Origin of the sequence: Nostoc sp. DedQUE12b, from assembly GCF_034530835.1 — a bacterium.
Lineage (GTDB): Bacteria > Cyanobacteriota > Cyanobacteriia > Cyanobacteriales > Nostocaceae > Nostoc.
This window is the reverse complement of sequence record NZ_JAVRCI010000068.1, coordinates 1-23,503: the sequence shown is the minus strand read 5'-3', so window position 1 is coordinate 23,503 and position 23,503 is coordinate 1. Positions and strand designations below refer to the sequence as shown.

Below are 23,503 nucleotides of genomic sequence, written 5' to 3'. Positions count from 1 at the left end.
AATATTTTCACAACTTTTGCTGTGTATCTTAATTAAGGTGAAACTAACATTGTCAATTTTGTTACTTAAAAGCTCTGGTGAGATGTCAATTGTGGTGGTTGACATTTAATAGTTCAGAATCAACAAGCTTACAAGTCAACTACATCTTTAAAGCAAGAACTATTAGTTTTAACTCACCATATTCCTTTTTTCAATTCACTGGAGCTAACACCATCTCAACAATTAAACACAGGGAGATTCTCTTTCATGGCTAAGAACGTCATTCTTATGATTGGGGATGGTATGGGCTGGCAAATGGCTCGTGCTGCATCCATCTACAAAGAGATTCAAAATGGTAAGACAGGGGCTAACCTGAGTGATTTTTATACACAAGGTAAGGGTCAAGGACTCAACTTTCAAACACTCCAAGGTTACGGTTTGGCAACCACCTATGGGACAACGATCGCTGATAGTAATGGAGTTTTTAGTACTGGTAATTCAGCTCTTGACGGCACTAATCCGATCACAGGAGAAAGCCCAGTTCGCCCTGGTTTCACCTTTAATCCAACTTTTAACCCAGGCGATACCCCAACAGGTGGTGCAAAAGTCAGTGATGGTGCTGTTGGAAACCTAGTAGGTTATGACCCTACCAGAGGTGGTGTTAATCCTTGGACTCCCGGTAATGATCCTGAATATATTAAGCACAGCTATCCTGACTCTGCAAACACCGCTACAACTCTCTACACTGGGGTCAAGAGCTACAACAACGCTATTGCCGTTGATATTTTCGAGAATCCTCTGGAAACAATTCTCAAAACGGCGAACCAAGTTGGTAAATCTACTGGTCTGGTAACTTCAGTTCCTATTGACCATGCAACACCTGGTGCTGCTGCTGCCAACGTTAATCGTCGCAATAAGTATGATGGTGACTATCCGGCATTAGACAACATTCTGCAACAGGAACTCCGTGTCTATCAACCGACAGTATTACTTGGTGGTGGACACCCACTCTCTGCCCCTGGAGACTTACTACCAAGTGGGGTTGAGCCAAATAGGAGCAATGAATACATTAGCCAATCTACCTACACAGAACTTAGCACTAAACCAACAAACAACCTCTACGATTACACCTTTTTAGAGCGGGGTGAGAATGCCGCCCAGAAACTAGCTGAAACTGCGGCGGCAATCGATCCAGAAAAAGGCGATCGCCTCTTCGGCCTGTACGGTGCGCGTGGTCAAAATGGTAACTTGCCTGTAAGTTCTGCCAACGGCGACTACAGCACTACTGGTTTAGATATGTTCAGCGTTTTCACTAACCAAGGTGATAACGCCAAAGTAGACACTACACGTCCACTGCTTCCGGGAGAGACGGATGCATCTTTCATTGCCAAAGAGGTTAACGAAAATCCAACCCTCAATGACTTGACAAATGCTGCGTTAGATGTTTTGGAAAAAGATCCCGATGGTTTCTGGTTGATGGTTGAGGGTGGCGATATCGATTGGTCTGCCCATGATAACAACATAGACAACTTGATCGGCACCACCTTGGATTTTGATAAGGCAGTTGGAGCAACGATTGACTGGATCAATAACAATGGTGGTTGGGATGAAAACCTACTAATTGTTACTGCTGACCACGATCACTACCTGACTCTCAACGGTGATTTCCCGACTGTAATACAAAATCAAGGTGCTGAAGCGTTAACCAATTTGGATACTCCAGCAGATGTTGGACATTACTGGGGGTCTGATCCCACTGTTAAGTATGGTTGGGGAAGTCACACCAACCGTCCGGTACCTGTTTACTACCAAGGTGCTGGTTCGGAAGTGCTAAATAGCTTGGTAGGTCAAGGTTATAACGCCTACGGTTCTGATATTCCGGGAATTGCAGGTTTAAATGATCAAACCCACATCTACCAAACGATGTTTGCTTCAATAAAGCCAAAAGTTGAGTTAGTAGGTTTTGCTTCTTTACCTGCTGATACCTATAGTGATGGGCCAGCTTCTGGTGCAGAAATTTCAGCCAATGGCAGAACCGGGCCTTTCCCAGGACAGCCAATACAGGGTTTCAGTGGTGTCCAATTTGCTAACAGTAACTCTTTGTACTTCCTATCAGATAACGGTTACGGTAGCAAAGATAATAGTGAAGACTTTCTACTGCGGATCAATCGTCTAGACCCGAATTTTAAGGGAACAGAAAATGGTGACGGCAGCGTTAAAGTTTTAGACTACATCCAACTGTCTGACCCTAACAATAAAGTTCCTTTTGAAATAGTTAACGAGGGAACTACTGGAAGATTACTGACTGGTGCAGACTTTGATGTAGAGTCATTCGTCTTTGATAAAGACGGGACAATCTGGGTTGGAGATGAGTTTGGCCCCTATCTGCTGCATTTTGATGCCAGTGGTAAGTTGTTGGAAGCTCCGATCACTACACCCGACCAATTCAAAACTTTAAATGGAGAAGCACCTAAAGTAATTGGCCACAGAGGTGCAAGTGGGGATCTTCCAGAACATACCTTACAGGCGTACATCCGAGCAATTGCAGACGGTGCTGACTTTATTGAGCCAGACTTAGTAGTTACAAAAGATGGTGTGTTAATTGCTCGTCATGAGCCTGCTTTAGCAATTTTAAGTGCTGATGGCAGCGTCGATTTAAGCAATACAACCACAGACGTTTACGATATTAGCAAATATCCACAGTTTGCCGATCGCAAGAAAACAGTCAGTCTAGATGGAACAGAAATCACAGGTTGGTTTGCTGAAGACTTTACTTTAGAAGAAATCAAGACTTTAAGAGCTATACAGCGTGTACCTTTCCGCGACCAATCCTTCAATGGTCAATTTGAAATTCCCACCCTCGCCGAAATCATCGACTTGGTTAAAGTGGTAGAAGCCCAGACAGGTAGAAAGATTGGCATCTACCCAGAAACGAAGCATCCCACCTATTCTGCCGAAGAAGCCACATACGTAGGCACCACCGAGAAAATTAACAGAAACATCAGTGAGATACTGATCGATACACTCAAGGCTGAGAACTTCACCGATCCCAGTCGGATTTTCATCCAATCCTTTGAAGTCGGTAATCTCAAGGATCTCCACGATCGCATTATGCCTAATGCAGGTGTAGATATTCCCCTGGTTCAACTTCTAGATGCAGCTGGAATTGAGCTAAATGGTGAGATTATAGAGACTCAGCCTTATGATTTTGAAGTCAGTGACGACCTTCGGACTTATGGTGATTTACGGACTCCAGAAGGTTTGGCTGAAATCGCTACCTATGCTGATGGCATTGGCCCCTGGAAGCGGTTAATTGTCAGTGTCAAGGGTACAGATGCTAATAACGATGGTTTGGCAGATGATGTCAACAACGACGGCACAGTAAATGATGCTGACAAAACGCTGTTAGCTCCCACGACCTTAGTTCAAGATGCTCACAATGCAGGTTTACAGGTTCATCCCTACACCTTCCGGGACGAAGACCAGTACTTAGCAGCAGATTACAAAGGTAATCCAGAACTAGAATTTCAGCAGTTCTTTCAATTAGGCGTAGATGCACTCTTCACAGACTTCCCAGAGACAGGTGATAAAGTCCGAGATTTCTTGAGCGATCTTCAGAATAACTTAGTGCGATCGCCACAAAACCCTGATGTGCTTTCAGGAGATGCTTTTGCTAACTTAGGCGGCTCCAAAGGTTTTGAAGGCGGAGCAATTAATGCCAGCAAAACCAAGCTCTATATGCTATTAGAAGGTACAGTTCAAGGCGATCCTGTCGCTACTTTGCGGATTAACGAATTTGACATCGCCAGCCGCCAATATACCGAGAATAAGCTCTACTACAGACTGGAAAATCCTGCATATGCGATCGGTGATCTAGCAGTCATTAATGATAATGAGTACCTAGTCATTGAGCGGGATGGTGGTCAAGGAGCCTCAGCTAAATTCAAGCGGATCTACAAAATTGACTTGTCTAAAACAGATTCTAATGGTTATGTAGCCAAAGAAGAAGTTGCAGACTTGTTGAACATCCAAGACCCTAATGATCTGAATGGAGACGGCAAAAACACTTTTGACTTCCCATTTGTCACAATTGAAAATGTTTTAGTTGTTGACAAAAACACCATTTTGGTAGCTAATGACAACAACTATCCGTCTTCAACAGGTCGTCCTGGGAATGACCCGCAAAATCCAGTTATAGACAACAACGAAATCATTTTACTGAAACTGGAGAAGCCCCTGAACCTTGCTCCTGGCTTAGGTCAACCTCAAGCTGAAGAAATTAATTTTGGCTCCACTAACAGTGATAACGTTACACTTGAGCCAAATCAAACCTTATTCACAGGTGACAGAGCAGACTTTGTAGAAGGTACTACAGGTAACACAGTTCAGACTGGAAACGGTGAAGATAGTGTGCTAGTTGGCAGTGACTCTTCAGTGTCCGCAGGAGACGGTGATGATAGTATCTTTGTTGGTCAAAATGGTGCTGCTAACAACACGAGTGCCGATGGTGGCAACGGTGATGATCGAATTACCGTAGTCGAAGCCAATGGTAGTAATAACTTATTGGGAGGCGCAGGTGCTGATACTCTTACAGTAGTTGAAGGTTCGCGTCAATTATCCTTTGGCGGTTCCGGTAATGACACCCTCAAGAGTGAAGGTAGCAATAACCGCCTGTATGGTGGTTCTGGAGATGATAAACTCTTCTCCAATGTCAATGACTTGTTGTTTGGTGGCGATCGCGATGATATCTTATTCGCTGGTCAACAGGGTGGTAATAGTTTGAGTGGTGGTACTGGCATTGACCAGTTCTGGATTGCTAACGCCAGTTTGCCATCTAGCAAGAACATTGTGACTGATTTTGCGATCGGTGTTGATAAAATCGGGCTGGGCGGGATTGGCGTCACTCAGTTTAGTGCTCTAACCCTATTGCAACAGGGTGCTAACACTATCGTAAAAATCGGAAATACAGAGTTGGCTTCATTACTACAAATTACCTCAACTAACCTGACAGCAAATGACTTCGTTTTCTCTGCTAGTGTTGTGGCTTAGTCTGTTAGCCTTGTGCAGCACGGCAGAAATCACTATCAGTTGAAACAGCGATTTTCAATTACGTAGACTACAGCAAATAGTTGGTTATTGTGGGGTGGGCATTGTAATGCTCACCCTATTCTCGTTTTGCTGGAGTCCAACCTACCTCGAAGAGTTTACATTACTTATCAGTTGCTAAAATCGCAGTATTCCTTGTTCCTCAAGGTATTAATTCTTCTTGTTATCTCAAAATAAGCCTGCGTACAGTTAATATTCCCATTGCAAACATCTCTAAAGTTTTAATTTTCAATGAAGATGTATTGAAAATAACTACGATTTGGAGGAAATAGGTCAGAATGAGAGAACTAAATCTTAGAGTCGGTGCCCTTTCACACAAATATTGTAGGATTGCGGCATAATTTTTTGTCAAAGTACTCTTTTAATATAAATTTAAAGCTAACAATGTAACCATATATTCTACATATAAACACTAAAATAAAAACACATAAAAACGCTTTTTCACTTTTTATTTTATCTGTTTATCTAAATACGGAAAATAAACATTTAATCTTAAATTGAAATATATCCAATTCCTTGTCACTTATTGATATAAATTTTTTTGCTTTAAGTTAAAAATGAAACTAACAACTAATTCATTGGCTCAAAATAAAAATGAATTACTGATGACTAATGGTCAACCTTCATCATCAGAAAATAACTTAGAACGAGATAAGTTAACATCACCTATTTTGAAAGAAGCTGAAAATAACCTACTAATAGAGTGGAATCATACCCAAACTGATTATCCTCAACAAGCGTCTATTCATCAGTTGTTTGAAGCACAAGTCGAGAAAACACCTGATGCTATAGCACTAATTTTTAATAATCAGCATCTTACTTATAGAGATTTGAATAATCGTGCTAATCAACTAGCAAAACATCTACAATCATTAGGGGTAGGAACAGAGATTCTTGTAGGAATCTGCATAGAGCGCTCTTTAGAAATGGTTGTAGCACTCTTAGCTATCCTTAAAGCAGGTGGAGCTTATGTACCATTAGATCCAGGGTATCCACAAGAACGTTTAGCTTTCATGTTGTCAGATACCCAGGTATCTGTACTATTAACTCAAAAAGAACTAGTTAGCAAATTACCTACTCACACAGCACTTGTAATTTGCCTAGATACAGATTGGAATACAATCGCCCTAAATAAAAAAGAGAACCTAAGTACTAGTGTCACTGCTGATAACTTGGCTTATGTCATGTATACATCAGGTTCTACAGGTACACCCAAAGGTGTTAGCGTTATCCATCGTGGTGTAGTTAGGTTAGTCAAAGAAACTAATTATGCTCAACTCACGCCTGAAGAAGTAATTCTGCAACTTGCTCCTATTTCCTTCGATGCTTCCACTTTTGAAATTTGGGGTTGTTTACTTAATGGCGGACGACTAGTAATTTACCCTCCTAATACACCATCTTTAGAAGAATTAGGGCAGATTATTCAGCAATACCAAGTTACTACTCTTTGGCTAACAGCCGGTCTATTCCACCTAATAGTAGATGAAAAAATTGATGCTTTAAAATCCTTGCGTCAACTTTTAGCGGGTGGTGATGTCTTATCTGTTCCCCATGTACAGAAGTTTCTCCAAACAGTAGAGAACTGTCAACTAATTAATGGTTATGGGCCAACTGAGAATACAACTTTTACCTGCTGCCATCCGATAACAGCCCCACTACAACCAGATGTTTCGATTCCTATTGGTCGTCCAATTGCTAACACCCAAGTTTATATATTAGATAAAAACCTCCAATCAGTATCAATTGGAGAAGCTGGTGAATTGTACATTGGTGGTGATGGATTAGCTAGAGGCTATTTGAACCGCCCTGACCTAATTGCCGAAAAATTCATTTCTCACTCATTTGATAACAATTTAGCAACGCGCCTTTACAAAACAGGAGATTTAGCTCGTTATCTTCCAGATGGAAATATTGAGTTTTTAGGCCGTATTGACAATCAGGTAAAAATTCGTGGTTTCCGCATTGAACTAGGGGAAATTGAGCGAGAAATTGCACAACATCCTGATGTTCGGGAAATTGTCGTTTTAGCTCGTCAGGATGAAGCAGTTGAAAAACAGTTAACGGCTTATATTGTTCCTCACTATAACAGTGGATACACGCACAATAAATTACGTGATTTCTTGCAACAGCGACTACCTAATTACATGGTGCCATCGGCATTTATGATGTTAGAGTCACTCCCTTTGACTGCAAATGGCAAAGTAGATAGACATAAATTGCCAGCACCAAGTAGAGAACGTCCGCAACTCGAACAAGCGTACATTGCTCCGCAAAGCGATTTAGAACGTCTGCTTGCAGGTATTTTATCCGAACTGCTCAAAATCGATCACGTTGGGATTGATGATAATTTCTTTGATTTGGGAGCAACTTCAATCTCAATTCTTCAAGTTGCTGCGCGAATAAAACAGGAACTTGGTATTGAGCTACCTGCTGTGAAGCTATTTCAGTATTCAACAATTGGCTCTTTAGCAAAGTATTTGGATTCAAAGCAGAACAGCCAACCGTCTTCTGACAAGCTACAAAATCGCGCTCAACGCCAACAAGCAGCTCGTGCTCGTCGCCGTAATCATCAACAAGGTGTTTAAGCAATGGTAAATATGCAAGCATCCGATAACCAAGATCCTAGTGATGGTGTTGCCATTATTGGCATGGTAGGAAGATTTCCTGGCGCTGGAAATGTCGATGAATTTTGGCGCAATCTGTGCGAGGGATTAGAATCAACGACTTTCTTTGAAGATGAAGAATTAGATCCTAGTATCGATCCGAACCTTTGCAAAGATCCTAGCTATGTAAAAGCTAGAGGGATAATTCCTGGGGGCGAAACCTTTGATGCCGCTTTCTTTGGCATTAATCCACTTGAAGCTGTGGTTATGGATCCACAGGCTAGAGTATTCCTAGAGTTGGTTTATGAAGCCCTAGAAAATGCTGGTTATGAATCAGAGTCTTTTGAAGGTTTGATTGGTTTATACGCTGGTTGTGGTCAAAATACTTATTTTGCTAACCATATTGCTGGTCGTATGGAAATTGTCGATCGCATCGGTGAGTTTCAAACGATGTTAGCCAATGAAAAAGACTTTTTAACCACCCGTGCGGCTTACAAGCTCAACCTCAAAGGCCCAGCCGTTAGCGTCAATACAGCCTGTTCCACTTCTTTAGTAGCAGTCATTCAGGCTTGTCAAGCCTTAACCAGCTATCAGTGCGATTTGGCTTTGTCTGGCGGTGTATCTATGACTACACCCCAAAACAGCGGTTATATAGCTCAAGAAGGCAGTATGCTCTCTGGAGATGGGCATTGTCGTCCTTTTGATGCCAGCGCTCAGGGCACAATGTTCAACAATGGCGCGGGAGTAGTTGTCCTCAAGCGTTTAGAAGATGCACTCCATGATGGCGATCGCATCTATGCTGTCATTCGAGGTTCTGGTATCAATAATGACGGCGCTGATAAGGTGAGCTTTACCGCTCCCAGCGTAGACGGACAAGCAGAGGCCATTGCAATGGCGCAAGCTTACGCTAACTTTCACCCAGAAACCATCTCTTATATTGAAGCTCACGGCACAGCTACACCTTTAGGCGATCCGATTGAAATTGAAGCGCTGACGCAAGCATTTCGGGTACATACAGATGCTAAACAATTTTGTGCGATCGGTTCTCTTAAAAGCAATGTCGGACATTTAGTTGCGGCGGCTGGAGTAGCAGGGTTAATTAAAACCGCTCTCGCCCTGCATTATAAAAAGATTCCACCTAGTTTAAATTTTGAGGCTCCCAATCCCAAGATTGACCTTGCCAACAGCCCTTTCTATGTAAATACCAAACTAGCTGAATGGTCGGAGGGTGAAACTCCGCGACGAGCCGGTGTGAGTTCTTTTGGTGTCGGCGGGACTAATGCTCATATTGTGCTAGAAGAAGCGCCACAAATCCAAAGTTCTGGATCTTCTCGCCCACAGCAGCTATTGTTGCTCTCGGCAAAAACTAGTCAAGCTTTAGAGGCTGCAACCGCGAATTTACAGCAGCATTTACAATACAATGCCGAAATTAACTTAGCTGATGTAGCTTATACCCTACAACGAGGACGCAAATCTTTTAACTACCGACGCAGTGTAGTTTGTCACGATCTTACAGATGCGATCGCAGCCCTGCAATCTTTAGATCCAAATCAAGTAAATACTCGTCATACAGAGATCCGCAATCCAGCCGTTGTCTTCATGTTCCCCGGACAAGGATCGCAATATGTGAACATGGGACTGAATCTCTACAACCACGAACCTGTATTCCAGGAAGCAGTAGATGAATGTGCTGAAATCCTTAAGCCTTTACTGGGTAGGGATTTACGAGAAATCATCTATCCTGCACCAAGCGAGCGCGAAACTGCGGCTATCTCATTGCGACAAACCTGCTTTACCCAACCAGCACTATTCGTCATTGAATACGCTTTAGCGCAACTGTGGCAAAGTTGGGGAGTCAAGCCCCAAGCCATGATTGGTCACAGTATTGGCGAATTTGTCGCCGCCTGTATTGCGGGTGTATTTACCTTAGAAGATGCGCTGATGTTAGTTGCAACTCGCGGTCGCTTCATGTGGGAGTTACCGGCAGGAGCTATGCTTTCAGTGCGCCTACCAGCCAAAGAGGTAGAGCCGCGATTGAGTGCAGAACTAGCGATCGCCGCAATTAATGGCCCTTCTCTGTGTGTAGTTTCTGGCCCCACAGAGGCGATCGCATCTCTTCAAAAACAATTAGAAAGCGAAGAAGTTATCTGTCGCCATTTACACACTTCCCACGCTTTCCACTCCCCAATGATGGATAGCATCATTCACCCCTTTGCTGAGGTAGTTGGGAAAGTTAAATTATCGCCACCCCAAATTCCCTTTGTATCCACAGTTACCGCCGACTGGATTACAACCCATCAAGCAACCGATCCGATGTATTGGGCTACACATCTGCGTCAGACTGTGCGATTTGCAGAGGGCGTACAAACCTTATGGCAGCAGCCAGAACGCCTACTGTTAGAGGTAGGGCCGCGAATCACAACTACGACCTTAGCCCGCCAACAAGCAAAAGATATTAAACAACAGATAGCGATTCCTTCTTTGGGTGATAACGCCGAGAACGAAGCCGAATGGACGGCATTACTCAAAGCAGTAGGACAACTGTGGTTAGCAGGAGTATCTATTGACTGGAGCAACTTCTATCAAAGGGAAACACGACAACGAATTCCTCTGCCTACCTATCCTTTTGAACGTCAACGCTTCTGGATTGATCCTCCACCTCATCCCAATCGCGCAGCAACTTCCAAACTTTTAAATCCTCACTTATTAGAAAAGACCCAAACTATGACAACATACCCTCAGCAAAAGCTTATTCCTCTGCTCAAAGAAGTTATCGAAGAGACATCAGGATTGGAAATTGCTAGTGTTGACGACTCGACAACATTTTTAGAAATGGGGTTAGATTCCTTATCTCTAACGCAAGTCGGGTTAGCTTTGAAGAAAAAATTTAAAGTCAAGGTAACACTTAGGCAGTTACTAGAAATTTGCCCGAACTTAGTAACGTTGGCTGACTTAATCAATCAAGCCTTGTCTCCCGAAACTTTATCTGCACTAGGATTAATAGAAACCGTTGCAGACCCAATTCCAGAAACCTCATTGCCAGAACCTGCACCTGTAACCACATCACCCACCTTGGTGGTTCATGAAGTTCATACAAATGGATCAAATGGATCTGCACCTAAGATTTCCCTCCAACCTGCTGCATCTAGTAGCGTCCTAGAAGGTGTGATTAATCAGCAGCTACAAATTATGAGCCAGCAATTGGCGCTATTGGGTAATAGCAGTCAATCTATAACAATCCCAGTTGTACCTGCGGCAACATCTCAAAATAATGGTGTCAAGCCACAAAATGCTGTATCTGTCCCCCCAATCCAAACCAGCAAAGAATCAGCATCAGTAGAAACAGAGTCAAATGGTGCTAAAAAGGCATTTGGTGCGGCTGCTCGAATCGAAAAGACCCAGACTAAAACTTTGACAGATCAACAACGCACTCATCTAGACAAAATTATCCAAAGATATACAAAACGGACTCAAAAATCCAAAGAATATACTCAAACTCATCGCCCTTACTTAGCAGATCCCAGAACTGTTTCCGGGTTTAATCCGACGATGAAAGAGATGGTTTACCCCATCGTGGCATCTCGTTCCTCAGGTTCTAAACTTTGGGATGTTGATGGCAATGAATATGTCGATTTAAGCAATGGCTTTGGCTTGAATTTGTTTGGTTGGTCGCCACCTTTCATTACCGAAGCAATTGAAGCACAACTCAAACTCGGTATGGAAATTGGGCCGCAAACTCCCTTAGTTGGAGAAGTGGCAAAGCTGATGTGTGAGTTGACCAACTTTGACCGAGCAGCTTTTTGCAACACTGGTTCAGAAGCGGTTCTGGGAGCGATGCGGATGGCACGCACCATCACAGGACGTAACTTAATCGCCATCTTTTCTGGAGCTTATCACGGTATTTTGGATGAAGTAATTGTTCGAGGTACAAAGAAACTCCGGTCAATTCCTGCTGCTCCTGGTATCCCACCGGAAATGGTAGAGAACATTTTGGTGGTGGACTATGATTCGCCTGAGTCTCTAGAAATCCTCAGAAGTCGGGCTGATGAGTTAGCAGCAGTGATGGTGGAATCTGTGCAAAGCCGTCGTCCTGAATACCAGCCTAAAGAATTCCTTCAGCAATTGCGTGATTTCACCGAAGAAGCTGGTATTGCTCTGATTTTTGATGAAATCGTTACCGGATTCAGAATTCATCCAGGTGGCGCTCAAGCGCATTTCGGTATCAAGGCAGACATAGCAACCTACGGTAAGATTGTGGGCGGTGGGCTACCAATTGGAGTCATTGCTGGTAAATCACAATATATGGATGCTTTGGATGGAGGGTTTTGGCAGTTTGGCGATGACTCCGTTCCAGAAGTAGGCGTGACTTACTTCGCCGGCACTTTCGTCCGCCATCCTTTAGTACTAGCAGCCGCTAAAGCAGTACTTCAGCATTTAAAACAGAGTGGCCCCAGCTTACAGCAAAATCTCAATGCCAGAACCGATAAGTTTGTAGCGGAACTTATGGGCTATTTCCAGCAAGTTCAGGCTCCGTTTACAGCTTATAATTTCGGCTCCCTCTTCATGGTGAAGTCTTTACCAGAGTTTCCCTACGGAGATTTACTGTTTTACTTGCTGCGGGATAAGGGAGTGCATACTTGGGATCACCGTCCTTGCTTCTTGACGACAGCTCATTCCGAAGCCGATCTCGCTTTGGTAATGGCAGCCTTTAAAGAAAGTATTGCCGAAATGCAGTCTGCTGGCTTCTTGTCTGCACCGCCTATAGAAGTAACAAACCGCGAAACCAATAACAGTTTACGTAATCGTCCTCCGCAACCTGATGCCAAATTAGGACGAGATCCCCAAGGAAACCCCGCTTGGTATATCCCTGATACCGAGCGTCCTGGGAAATATTTACAAGTCGCAAGTGTTCTCTGAAGTGCTTTAAAAAATCAAGTGTATAGAAAGTGTAGTGAGCGTCAGTAATTTTTGCAAATAGTAAATACTCATCCATCCAGGTTTTGTATGTCAGTTGATAATCTACTTGAACCGAGTTCTATTAAGTCCGATCTGGAAATTCCCGAACAAATCATTGAAACTGATGTTTCAAACTTCCGGGAAAACTTCAACTCTTCTCACTTCATGTTTTCGCACAACCTTGCAGGACATCCTTTATTTGAGATCCCCCGCTTAGTTGAACTGGCAAATACTATGCTAAGTCAGGGTAGAACAAATAAAATCCAGTCTTATATCAGCAAAGTTCCTGTCGAGCAAAAGTGGAATCAGCGACCTGGAATCAAGCAAATTAACGAGGCGATCGCACATATCGGAGAATCGGATTCTTGGGTCATGCTTGAAGATGTTCAAGTAGACCCAGAATATGCTGCCTTGGTCAACCAGATTATAACTGAACTCGAAACTCTTACAGGTAAACCGCTTCGGAAGCAGATGACGTGGCTAGGTGCTTACATCTTTATTGGTTCCCCAAATTCTATTACACCTTATCATATCGATAGTGAGTTGAATTTCCTGTTTCAAATTCAGGGCGAGAAAGATATGAGCCTCTTCAATCAAAGCGATCGTTCTGTACTGAGCGAAGAGGAAATTGAAAAATTTTATGTAGGCGACCTGAATGTAGCAAATTATAGAGAGGAGAATCAGAGCAAAGCAAGGGTTTACCATTTACAACCAGGCAAGGGACTCCATCATCCGATATTGGCACCCCATTGGGCCAAAAATAGTAATAATGTCTCTGTAGCTTTGAGTATCCTCTTTTATCTGCGACCTTATGATTTCAAAGCCAGAATATATCAAGTCAACAGCTACTTACGCAGACTGGGATTAAAACCCACTCCACCAGATCAATCTGCTTTGAAAGATCAGCTCAAAATTTTTGCTCTCGGTCTTCTATCGGATCGCCGACCGAAAAGTAAATTTATGATCCTGCGCTCTGGTGTATTAAAACTAAAATCTATTGAGGGAAAGTTAAAGCAATTTATCAACAAGATTGTGAAAAAGATCTAATTTTTCTCAAATGACTAATTATTAATTAGTTTCAATACTGAATCGGTGTTCTATAGCAATTAGAAATTATTTGTAAAATCTTCTTTTTTAGATGTTTTGCGTAGCTTGTTCTTATACAAAATTAGTACTTTTGACATTCTTGATATAACCGAAATAAATCAACTACGCATCTAATTTTAAAAATGATTTTTACAATTTAAATAGGATTGCTATAGAGAGAAACTAAAACCAAAAATTTCAATGTATAAACACATCAAATCGCTCACTTCTTTACGCGGTATTGCAGCCTTGGTTGTTGTTATACACCATTTTTCTTACTACGGTTTACCGAAAACAGGTTCAACTTTATCAGCCTATACTAATTTTTTCCAAAATGGATATTTATGGGTTGATTTTTTCTTTATTTTGAGTGGTTTTATCATGACCCACGTTTATGCAGAGACTTTTTGTTTAAAAGTCAGTTTAAAGAACTATCGTTCATATTTATTCTCGCGTTTTGCGAGAATTTATCCTCTGCATATATTTATTATTTTTCTATTTGTTGGATTAGAGGTTGTAAAATTAATTTTCCTAAACACTTCTGCTTTTACTGGTAAATTTAACTTAACGGCTCTTTTTTCCAATATTTTTCTTATCCAAGCATTTGACATAAAGTGCTTACCTTTATTATGGTGTAATACCTATTGGAATGAGCCAGCTTGGTCAATAAGTGTAGAGTTTTTCATTTACTGTATATTTCCATTTTTATTATTAATTTTATTAAAAAACAAATCCAAAAACGATTTGATAATTTATAGTTATACTCTCTTTTGTATATTACTACTAATCACCTTTACCCGTGGAAATTTAGATACTATTATTGGCATACCTTCGATAGCTAGATGTGGGCTAGAATGCATCCTTGGTATTATAACTTACAAAATTTATCATAGAGGTAATTATAAAAAGTATTTTAATCTTAATTTCCTGGCAATTATAGCTATAACTTGGATAATTTTAATTATGCATTACTACTGGCATCATTTTCGTAACATTCATGATTGGTTAATTTTACCAGCTTTTTCTCTACTGATTTTATCTGTATGTATCAACAACAAAAGTATTGTATTAAAGTTTCTAAATTCACAGTTAATGCTATATATTGGGACTATCTCTTACTCAACTTATATGGTTCATTGGTTTGTGCAAGAATTGTTAAAAGTTTTCTGGTTTTATAAATTTAACGATGTTTTTGGCAAAGAATTCACAGAATATCAATCGTTGACATCTTTAGGAGTATTTCTTATGATTGTCTTGTTGGCTGCATCATTGACATATAGATATGTAGAAGTCCCTGCACGTAATTATTTAAAATCTACAATCTTAGCTAAACAAGGTATTTAAAGTCAGTAATCTAAAAAAGATTGAGATTTATCCACATTCAATAAACTGAGAAAATAATAGAGTTTTATGACCTTATCACCTGTAGATTACCAATCGACATTAACTGCGGTTGATTTTGATCCATTTGCAGATGGAGAATTACTTCTAACCGCCCCTGCTACAGAATCACAAAAAGAAATTTGGGCTTCTGTGCAAATGGGCGATGCTGCTAATTGTGCTTATAATGAGTCTCAATCTCTGCGATTAAAAGGCAACCTTGATGTCAAACTTTTCCAATCTGCGGTGGAAAAGTTAGTGCAACGTCATGAAGCACTACGAACAACTTTTAGTACCGATGGCAATACACTCTGCATTGTTGCTTCTCGGCAAATTGAAATTCCTATTATTGAACTGTCTAACCTAGAACCACAGGAAAAACAGGAAAAATTAGCTAGTATTTTGCGACAAGAGGTAGAGCAACCTTTTGATTTGGAACATGGACCTCTATTTAGGGCAAAAATTATTAAATTGCAACCGCAGGAGCATCTAGCTATTTTGACAGCTCATCATATTATTTGTGATGGTTGGTCTTGGGCAGTACTGATGCCAGATTTGGGTAAATTTTATTCTGGCTTGCAACAGGGTATTGTTCCTGAATTAGAAGAACCAGACTACTTAAGTGAATATGCGATTTTGCAGGAAGAAGAGGCGGATAGTCCAGAAGCGATCGCCACAGAACAATACTGGTTACAACAATTCGCTGACTCTGTACCTGTACTGGATTTCCCTAGCGATCGCCCCCGTCCCCCACTCAGAACCTTTAATGCCGCCCGCGAAGATTGGCATTTAAATCCCGAATTAGTTGCCAACCTGAAACAACTAGGAACAAAACTCGGTTGTAGCTTTATGACTACGATCCTGGGAGGATTCGAGGTCTGGCTGCACCGACTAACAGGACAAAACGATTTAGTTGTAGGTATTCCAGCCGCCGGACAAGCTGCTTTAGGGCAATATAATCTCGTAGGTCACTGTGTTAATTTACTACCATTGCGTAGCCAGATTAATGGCGAAAAATCTTTCAGCGACTACTTGCAAACGCGGCGTTCGGCTGTCTTAGATGCTTATGACCATCAACAATTTACCTTTGGCAGTCTGGTCAAAAAATTAGTATTGCCACGGGATTCCAGCCGTATTCCCTTAGTACCAATTATATTTAATGTCGATCAAGCCTTAGACAGCGATCGACTTCCGTTTATTGGGTTAGAGGTAGAATTTTTCTCCAATCCCCGCGCATTCGAGAATTTTGAACTGTTTATCAATGCTACAGAATCGCATGGTGAACTTATTTTGGAATGCCAGTACAACACTAATTTATTTGACGCTGACACTATCCGCCGCCGGATGGCAGAGTTTGAAACTTTGTTATTGGGCATAGTTGCTAATCCTAATCAAATTATTGCTAAATTGCCAATTTTGCCAGCAGTTGAGCAACAGTTATTAGCAACATGGAACAATACTCAAACAGCTTATCCCCAAGATATCTGCATTCACCAGCTGTTTGAAACTCAAGTGGAAAAGACTCCAGATGCGATCGCTGTAGTTTTTGAAGATCGACAAATTAGCTACCGCGAACTGAATCAGCGAGCCAATCAGCTAGCCCATTACCTCCAAAGTTTAGGAGTCGGGTCAGAAGTTCTGGTTGGTCTGTGTGTCGAGCGCAGCTTGGAAATGGTTGTAGGAGTTTTAGGCATTCTCAAAGCCGGAGGAGCATACGTACCATTAGATTATGCTTATCCTCAAGAACGTTTAGCTTTCATGCTGCAAGATGCTCAGGTGTCAGTGCTACTAACGCAGGAGAAGCTAAAGTCGTGGCTACCCAACCATCAAGCAGAGATTGTTTGCCTTGATAGCAACTGGCAATCCATAGATTACGGGTTAGATAACCCAACACATAACGTCACTTCCAATAACGTAGCCTACGTCATTTATACATCTGGCTCGACAGGTCAACCGAAAGGCGTTCAAATTCAACATCAGAGTGCTGTTAATCTGCTGAATGCGATCGCTAAAGAACCCGGTTTAACTGCTGAGGATACTCTCCTGTCTGTTACTAGCCTATCCTTTGATATTGCCGTTTCAGAAATTTTTCTACCCCTGTCTGTAGGTGCGAAGTTAGTATTGGTGAGCCGTGAAGTTGCGGCTGATGGTACTCAACTGTTAAAAGCGCTAACCACCTCTGGGGCAACCTTTATGCAACCGACACCAGTTACTTGGCGGCTACTACTGGCAGCCGGATGGCAAGGTAGTCCTCAACTGAAGATGATTTCCACAGGTGAAGCCTTACCTAGAGACCTCGCAAATCAATTATTACCCAAGGGAGCTTGTCTGTGGAACCTGTACGGGCCTACAGAAACAACGATTTGGTCAACAGGCTATAAGGTGACAACGGCAAATAAAGCAATAGGCATTGGTTGCCCTCTAGCTAATACCCAAATCTACATTTTAGACTCCCATTTACAACCCGTTCCCATTGGTATATCAGGTGAGTTGTATATTGGTGGCGAAGGACTAGCAAGGGGATATCTAAATCGTCCCGAACTGACTGCTGAAAGATTTATTTCTAATCCCTTCAGCCCAAATCCTGAATCGCGCTTATACAAAACTGGGGATTTGGCTCGCTATTTACCAGATGGACATATTGAATACTTGGGTCGTATCGACTATCAGGTAAAAGTGCGTGGTTTCCGCATAGAATTGGGTGAAATTGAAACCGCACTCCTACAACATCCAGGAGTAAAAGAAGCTGTTGTAATTGTTCGAGAAGACATTTCTAATGAGACTAGTTTAGTCGGTTATATTGTTGCCGAAACTGCTCAAGATAGCTTGGAAGTAATTTCGCAATTGCATCGATTCTTGAAACAACAACTTCCTGACTTTATGGTGCCAACAATCTTTATGGCACTAGAAGCGATGCCGTTAACCCCCAATGGCAAAGTCGATCGCAAGGCATTGCCACAGCCTGATGCTTCCCGCCCGGAACTGGAGGCAAATTATGTAGCGCCTCGCACTCCCATTGAACAGCAGATTGCAGATATCTGGGCGCAGGTTCTTAATGTCAAGCAGGTTGGGATTAACGACAACTTTTTTGAATTGGGTGGATATTCTCTACTAGGAATTCAAGTGGTTTCTCGAGTGCGCCAAGCCTTGCAAGCAGAAATTTTGATGTCCAATTTATTTGAATTACCAACAGTAGCAGATTTGGCTGAACGAGTGGAAACTCTGCGGTGGGCAACCCAAGGCGTTCAAGCTGCTGAGAGTGAAACAGCTGATGATTACGAGGAAGGTGAGCTATGAAAACATTAGATGAACTACTATCTGAGCTACGTCAGCGCGATGTCAAACTTTGGCTAGAGGGCGAACGCTTACGCTATCGGGCCGCAAAAGATAGTCTCACACCAGAATTGCTGACCGAGTTAAAAACTCAAAAAGCCGAAATCATCAACTTTCTCCGACAAATTAACACAGCCGCCAGTTCACAGATTCCCCCAATTGTCGCTTGTGAACGGAATGGCAACTTGCCGCTTTCCTTTGGTCAACAACGGATATGGTTCCTCCATCAGTTTGAACCTGATAGTTCCTCAAATAATATGCCAGTTGTGGTGCGTTTTACGGGGAATCTGAATGTTGCTGTCTTAGAAGAAAGTTTAAGAGAAGTCGTCCGTCGCCATGAAGTTTTGCGGACAACTTTTCCAGCAGTGAATGGAAAGCCCACTCAAGTCATCGCCACCGATGTTTCCTTGACACTGCCAATAATTGACTTGCGGCAAGTACCAGATGAACAACGAGAAGCGGAAGCTTACCTACTGGCAACTAAAGAAGCTCATCAACCCTTTGATTTAGGCAATGGGCCAATTTTGCGGGTGTTACTGCTGCGATTGAGCGATCGCGAACATCTGCTAATCTGGAATATGCATTGCATAGTTTGTGATGGAGCTTCATCCGATCTGTTCTATCAAGACCTCACTAATATCTATAAAGCATTGTCGGCGGGAAAAGCTTCTCCTTTAACTCCCTTACCAGTGCAGTATGCTGATTTTACCAATTGGCAATATCAATGGCTCCAGGGAGAGGTTTTAGAGTCACAAGTAAACTACTGGAAGCAAAAGCTAGAAGGCAATTTACCGATCATTGAGTTACCTTACGATCGCCCCCGTCCTCAAGGAGTGCAAACCTATCGAGGCGATCGCGCTGCCCTCCTGCTATCAAAGGCGCTGAACCATACTCTGACAGACCTGAGTCAAAAATGGGGTGTCACCCTGTTCATGACTCTATTAGCAGCATTCGAGCTATTGCTCTACCGTTATTCTGGACAAGAAGACCTACTAATTAACTTTGCAAGTGCGGGTCGAGGACAAGTTGAAACCGAGGAGCTGATTGGATTTTTTTCTAATACTCTTGTACTGCGGAGTAACTTTGCAGGAAACCCAACTTTCCGAGAATTATTAGACCGAGTGCGTAAGGATTGCTTAGAGGCTTATACCCATCAAGACCTACCCTTTGAGAAGCTAATTGAAGAACTTAAACCAGAACAGCGAAGTCGCAATACTTCGCCACTGTTTCAGGTAAAATTCTCCCTCAATCCTCCTTGGTCGAATGGTCGTGGCATGGCATCAGTGCAACTACCTGATTTGACTATCACTTCTCTATTTGGCTACATCTATCATGGCAAAACCAAATACGATCTGACATTGGTCTTGCGGGAACAGGATAATGGTTTAGGCATGGTATTTGATTACAATGCCGAGATGTTTGATGCCAGTACCATAGAGCGGATGTTGGGACACTTCAAAACTTTACTCGAAGGTATTGTTGCTAATCCCGATCGCCCGATTGCTGAATTACCCCTGTTGACAGCACCCGAACAACATCAATTGTTAGTTGAGTGGAATAGCAAACAAGCTAATTATCCTCAGTATACTTGTATCCATCAGTGGTTTGAAAATCAAGCTAAAGCCACTCCAAATAATATTGCAGTAAGTTTTAAAAATCAGCAACTAACTTATCAGGAACTTAACCAGCGGGCAAATCAACTAGCCTACTATTTGCAAACTTTAGGGGTAGAATCGGGGGTACTCATCGGTCTTTATCTAGAGCCTTCCCTAGAGATGATTGTGGGGCTGTTGGGTATTTTGAAAGTCGGTGGAACTTACGTACCGATCGCTCCGACATCTGGGCAAGATGATTTGGCTGTCATTTTAGAAGATGCCCAAATATCTTTGGTGTTAACCCAAAGCTCATTAGTTAAGAAGCTCTCTGAGCATCAGGCACAAGCTATCTGTTTGGATAGTGATTGGGAAGTTATTGCCGTACACGTGACTGAAAATCCAGAAAGTTATGGCACAGATCGGACTCTTGCCTGCGTAATGTATGTGTCCGGCTGCAATGGAAAACCCAACGGTATAGCTATTACCCACCATAATCTTGTCAGCCACAGCTTGGCAATAAGCCAAACTTGGGAGTTGACTCAGAGCGATCGCCTACTACTCATACCTAGTATCAGCTGCGATACGTTCATTGAATCACTCTTTCCCACTTGGATTACTGGTGCTACTGCAATTCTCCAGCCTCAAGAGCTACAAAACTCGACGACGCAGTTTTTCCCATTTATTGCTCAACAACAGATTAGCGTTGTCAATTTACCTACTGCTTTTTGGTATGAGTTAATTAAAGAGCCATCTGTATTTCCCCAAACTTTGCCAGCCAGCTTGCGCTTAGTTATGGTTGGTGGTGAAAAAGTTTCACGCCATGCTTATCTAACTTGGGTAGAAAAAGTTTGCAAGCAAGTACGCTGGCTGAATGCTTATGGATCGCTAGAAACAACCTTAACAGCCACGGTTTACGATCCGAAAACTGCCACTGAAGACAGCACTCGATCAGAAATTCCTATAGGAAAAGCGATCGCCAATACCCAAATCTACATCCTCGATGGGCGATCGCAACTCCTTCCTATTGGTGTAACTGGTGAAATCTACATCAGTGGTATCGGTGTTACCCAAGGCTACTTTAATCGTCCCGAATTAACATCTGAGAAATTTATCCCCAATCCCTTTAGCAGCGAATCTGGAGCATACCTTTACAGAACTGGTGATTTAGGACGCTACTTAAGTGACGGCAATATTGAGTTTGTAGGCCGCTTAGACAATCAGGTAAAAATTCGCGGCTTTCGCATTGAGTTGGCTGAAATTGAAACAATTTTGGATCAATATCCAGGCGTACAAAAAACTGTGGTGATTGCCAAAGAAGATGTTCTTGGAGATAAAAGTTTAGTTGCTTATGTTGTCCCCAAACAAGGAGAGACTTTTGGGAGCGAGCAACTGCTGAGTTTTCTCCAGCAAAAGTTACCTGAACATTTGTTGCCTTCTGCTTTTTTCATAGTCGATTCTCTGCCATTGAATGCTAATAACCAAGTCAATCGTAAAGCCTTATCTGTGCTGAATCTAACTAATTCTAAAATAGAAAAAACATTTGCCACAGCAGAAGATCCATTACAACTTCAATTAACTAAAATCTGGGAAAACATTTTAGGTATTCATCCCATTGGCATAAAAGACAACTTTTTTGATTTGGGTGGAAACTCACTACTTGCAGTACACCTGTTTTCTCAGATTGAAAAGACATTTGGTCTAAATCTGCCCATAGCTATTATCTTGCAATCTTCAACCATTGAGCAGTTAACTAATTTTATTCGCCAGCAAGGGCTTTTGCCAGAAAGCCATAATCAGGTTGAGAGTAATACTAGTATCAACTCAGAAAAACCGATGCCTTGGTCATCACTAGTACCAATGCAGCCCAACGGTTCTAAGCCACCTCTTTTTTGTATCCATGCAATTGGCTTAAGTGTCCTCTACTACCGAGATTTATCACTTCATTTAGGTGAAAATCAGCCATTTTATGCACTACAAGCACGAGGATTAAATGGGAAAGAAGCTCCCTTTACCAAGCTCGCACAAATGGCGGCTCATTACATCAAAGAGATACAAACTATTCAACCTGAAGGCCCTTATTTTTTGGGTGGTTCTTCCTTTGGCGGGCTAGTAGCTTGGGAGATGGCTCAACAACTCGTAAAGCAAGGTCAAAAAGTAGCTCTGTTAGCTTTATTTGATACCACTGGCCCTAATTATATTAAACAAGCGCCATTAGAAAAGCGAGTTTCTCAGCATTGGGACAACCTGACAAAACTTGGGACTAATTACGTGCTTGAGCAAATCAAGAATAAAAGCTCTTGGCTGAAGTATAAACTTCAAGAAAAGTTACGAAAATTTATCTTTAAATTTTCCTTAAGAATTTGGCGGACTGTACCTTATAACTACCGGAAATTAACAATCGAAGAAGCCAATAAACAGGCAGCCAGAGAATACGTTCTAAAAGCTTATCCAGGTCGAGTCACTGTATTCCGAGCAGAAGAACGCAATGCATTGGAAAAACGGGAGGTTGACCCCCAAATGGGTTGGAGTTAAATGGTCTTAGGTGGTTTGTATATTAAAAATGCCCCAGCAAACCACGACTCTATTTTTAGAGAACCCCATGTCCGAACTCTATCTGAAAAGATGAGGGCTTGTATAGATCGAGCTATTGTCTGAAAATTTATTTACTTTGCAGAAATAGTTATAGCTTTCAACCTCATCTCGCTTCTGGATGGGGTTGTTTTATGCGTGGGTAATAACTTCAACTATAGATCCCATTTGGGTTCTATTTTTCTGTCTATAAGTCTTGTGCAAAGCCGGATTTCATACTTTTGCATCAATTGCTCTATGATTTACCACCCCCTGGTTACTAGGTTGTTTAAAACAGCCTTCTGGCAACCTTTATATGTCTAGAAAAGATCCCAAATGGGTTCTATGGATGTGATGTGTAAATGCGATCGCCAATAAAGCCTTTGCATGAGTCATAAACTCGATACTGCTTAGTGTATTTACTGATGTTACTGCCATGATTAACACAATAAGCTGGACATTCCTACTTTGCTAACAAAGAATGTTAGCTTTACTAGCAGAAATAGGAGTAAGGAAGCTAAAACACTATTAATAAAAGCAATTATGAGCGTATCATTTGTAAATGCGACTAACTTCCCATCTGGGACAAATCCCAATTCCGTTACTACGGCAGATATTGACGGTGACGGTAAAAAAGACTTGGTAATTGCTAACTCTGATGACAACAATGTCTCAGTGCTGTTGAACGATGGCAGTGGCGGCTTTGGCGCTCCCACTAACTACACAGTCGGTGTAGGCCCTCGTTTCGTTGCTGTAGCAGATTTTGACGGTGACAGCAAACTAGACTTTGTGGTAACGAACTCCACTGACAACAATGTATCGGTGCTGCTGAACGATGGCAGTGGCGGCTTTGGCACACCCACCAATTTTGCAGTCGGAGCAAATCCTAATGCCGTT

General features: G+C 42.1%; 8 protein-coding genes. All 8 read left to right on the top strand.

Going from position 1 to position 23,503, the window contains the following annotated elements; all coding sequences use genetic code 11:
• Window positions 1-246: 246 nt before the first annotated feature.
• Entirely contained in the window at window positions 247-5,028 is a 4,782-nt protein-coding gene (locus RMY16_RS25475; RefSeq protein WP_322738693.1) for an esterase-like activity of phytase family protein, read from the top strand.
• A gap of 614 nt (window positions 5,029-5,642) precedes the next feature.
• Window positions 5,643-7,670, top strand: a complete 2,028-nt coding sequence (locus RMY16_RS25470; protein ID WP_322738692.1) for a non-ribosomal peptide synthetase — start codon at window positions 5,643-5,645, stop codon at window positions 7,668-7,670.
• Window positions 7,671-7,673: 3 nt separating this feature from the next.
• Window positions 7,674-12,605, top strand: coding sequence for an aminotransferase class III-fold pyridoxal phosphate-dependent enzyme (locus RMY16_RS25465; RefSeq protein WP_322738691.1), 4,932 nt, complete (start codon window positions 7,674-7,676; stop codon window positions 12,603-12,605).
• A gap of 87 nt (window positions 12,606-12,692) precedes the next feature.
• Window positions 12,693-13,691 carry a cupin-like domain-containing protein gene (locus RMY16_RS25460; protein WP_322738690.1) on the top strand — a complete coding sequence of 333 codons (999 nt, stop codon included), beginning with the start codon at window positions 12,693-12,695 and terminating at the stop codon, window positions 13,689-13,691.
• A gap of 240 nt (window positions 13,692-13,931) precedes the next feature.
• Entirely contained in the window at window positions 13,932-15,074 is a 1,143-nt protein-coding gene (locus RMY16_RS25455; RefSeq protein WP_322738689.1) for an acyltransferase, read from the top strand.
• A gap of 66 nt (window positions 15,075-15,140) precedes the next feature.
• Complete coding sequence (locus tag RMY16_RS25450) at window positions 15,141-18,407, top strand: amino acid adenylation domain-containing protein (RefSeq protein WP_322738688.1); 3,267 nt, start codon at window positions 15,141-15,143, stop codon at window positions 18,405-18,407.
• A complete protein-coding gene (locus RMY16_RS25445) occupies window positions 18,404-22,570 on the top strand; it encodes an amino acid adenylation domain-containing protein (protein WP_322738687.1) in 4,167 nt (1,388 codons plus the stop codon). Before RMY16_RS25450 ends, RMY16_RS25445 begins: the two co-directional genes overlap by 4 nt.
• 579 nt (window positions 22,571-23,149) lie before the next feature.
• Window positions 23,150-23,503: VCBS repeat-containing protein (locus tag RMY16_RS25440; RefSeq protein ID WP_322738686.1), on the top strand; the 354-nt coding region annotated here is incomplete at its 3' end.